Origin of the sequence: Nocardioides sp. (genome assembly GCF_031397825.1) — a bacterium.
Classification (GTDB): domain Bacteria; phylum Actinomycetota; class Actinomycetes; order Propionibacteriales; family Nocardioidaceae; genus Nocardioides.
This window is the reverse complement of record NZ_JANNML010000017.1, coordinates 1-2,008: the sequence shown is the minus strand read 5'-3', so window position 1 is coordinate 2,008 and position 2,008 is coordinate 1. Positions and strand designations below refer to the sequence as shown.

The window sequence follows — 2,008 nt, the reverse complement described above, 5'->3', positions numbered from 1 at the left end:
GCAGGGTCGTCCTCGGACTCCCCGCCCGAGTCGCCGCTGCACGCGGTGGTGAGCAGCACCAGGGAGAGCGGAAGGGCGAGCGCCGGGACCAGACCGCGGCGCCCCCGGGCCCGCGTCACGTACGTCGTCATGGCACCAGCCTGTCATGGACCGGTGAAGCCACACCGACGACCGGCTGGGAAGCAGGCGTCCCGGAGCCGTCGCGACGCCCGTCGGCGGGGGGAAGGTCGACCGGAGAGCCGGACTCGGCCGCGGCCATCGCCGGTCCGCGACCGACCCAGGCGAGCACCAGGGTGTCCTCGCCCTTGAGGAAGCGGTGGCAGCGCACGCCACCGGTGGCGCGGCCCTTGGCGGGGTACTCCGCGAACGGCGTCACCTTGACCGACCCGGGCTCGGTGCCCGGCAGCGCCGTGCTCGAGCCGGAGACGGTGACGACCACCGCCTCCTCGTCGACGGTGAAGGCGCCGAAGAAGACCGCCTGGGCGCCGGCGGCCAGCCGGACACCGGCGATCCCACCGCCGCTTCGGCCCTGCGGCCGCACCGCACCCGCCCCGAAGTGCAGCAGCTGCGCGTCGCTGGTCACGAAGCAGAGCTCCTCCTCGCCCGTGGTGAGCTCGACGGCCCCCACGACCTCGTCGCCGTCGGCCAGCCGCAGCACCTCCCACGCGTCGCGCGAGAGCAGCTCGGGGTTGACCCGCTTGACCACGCCCTGCCGGGTGCCAAGCGCCAGGCCCGCCCCCTGGTCGGTCAGGGTCGTCAGCGCCAGCGCGCGCTCGTCGCCCTCGAGCTGGAGGAAGGTGCTCAGCGGGGCGCCACCCTGCAGGTGCGGGGCGTTGGCGGTCGGCGGCAGCGCCGGCAGGTCGACCACGTCGAGGCGGACCACCCGGCTCGCCGTCGTGACGACGCCGACGTGACCGCGGGCGGTGGCACGCACGGCCGAGACGATCACGTCGTGGCCGCTGCGCCCCTCGCCCGAGCCCGGGGTCTCGTCGCTCTGCGAGCGCGCCAGCAGGCCGGCGGAGGACAGGAACACGAAGCAGGGGTCGTCGGTGACCTCCAACGAGAGCGCTGCCGCCGACGGCTGGCCGGCCGACTGCAGCAGCACGGTCCGTCGCGGGGTGCCGTGCGCCTTCGCGATCTCGGCCAGCTCGTCGGAGACGACGGCGCGCAGCTTGCTCTCGTCGTTGAGGATCTCGTCGAGCGCGGCGATCCGCAGCTCGAGCTCCTCCTTCTCCTTCTCGAGCTCGATGCGGGAGAACCTCGTCAGCCGGCGCAGCTGCAGGTCGAGGATGTACGTCGCCTGCGGGTCGTCGAGGTCGAACACGCTCATCAGGCGCGCCTTGGCCTCCGAGCCGTCGTCGCTGGAGCGGATGAGCTGGATGACCTCGTCGATGTCGAGGATCGCGACGAGCAGTCCCTCGACCAGGTGCAGCCGCTCGGCCGCCCGGGCCCGCCGGTAGGCCGAACGCCGCCGTACGACGTCGTACCGGTGGGCGAGGTAGACCTCGAGTAGCTCCTTGAGCCCCAACGTGCGGGGCTGGCCGTCGACGAGGGTGACGGCATTGATGCCGAACGAGTCCTCCATCGGCGTGAGCCGGTAGAGCTGCTCGAGGATCGCCTCGGGGTTGAAGCCGTTCTTGACCTCGATGACGAGGTTGAGGCCGTTGGCGAGGTCGGTGAGGTCCTTGACGTCGGAGATGCCCTGCAGCTTCTTGGCCAGCACGAGCGTCTTGATGCGCTCGATGACCTTCTCCGGGCCCACGCCGTAGGGCAGTTCGGTGACCACGAGACCCTTGCGGCGGGGCGTGACGTTCTCGACGCGGACGGTGGCCCGCATCTTGAAGGTGCCGCGACCGGTCTCGTAGGCGTCGCGGATGCCGCCGAGCCCGATGATCTTGCCGCCGGTCGGCAGGTCGGGGCCGGGGATGAAGCGCATGAGCGCGTCGAGGTCGGCGTTCGGGTGGGTGATGAGGTGACGCAGCGCCTGCACCACCTCGACGAGGTTGTG

Annotated in this window: 1 protein-coding gene; it reads right to left on the bottom strand. The window is 72.0% G+C overall.

Annotated features, from left to right (window positions below):
- Positions 1 to 127 precede the first annotated feature (127 nt).
- Positions 128 to 2,008: DNA gyrase subunit A (locus tag RMN98_RS01055; protein ID WP_309646949.1), on the bottom strand; the 1,881-nt coding region annotated here is incomplete at its 5' end.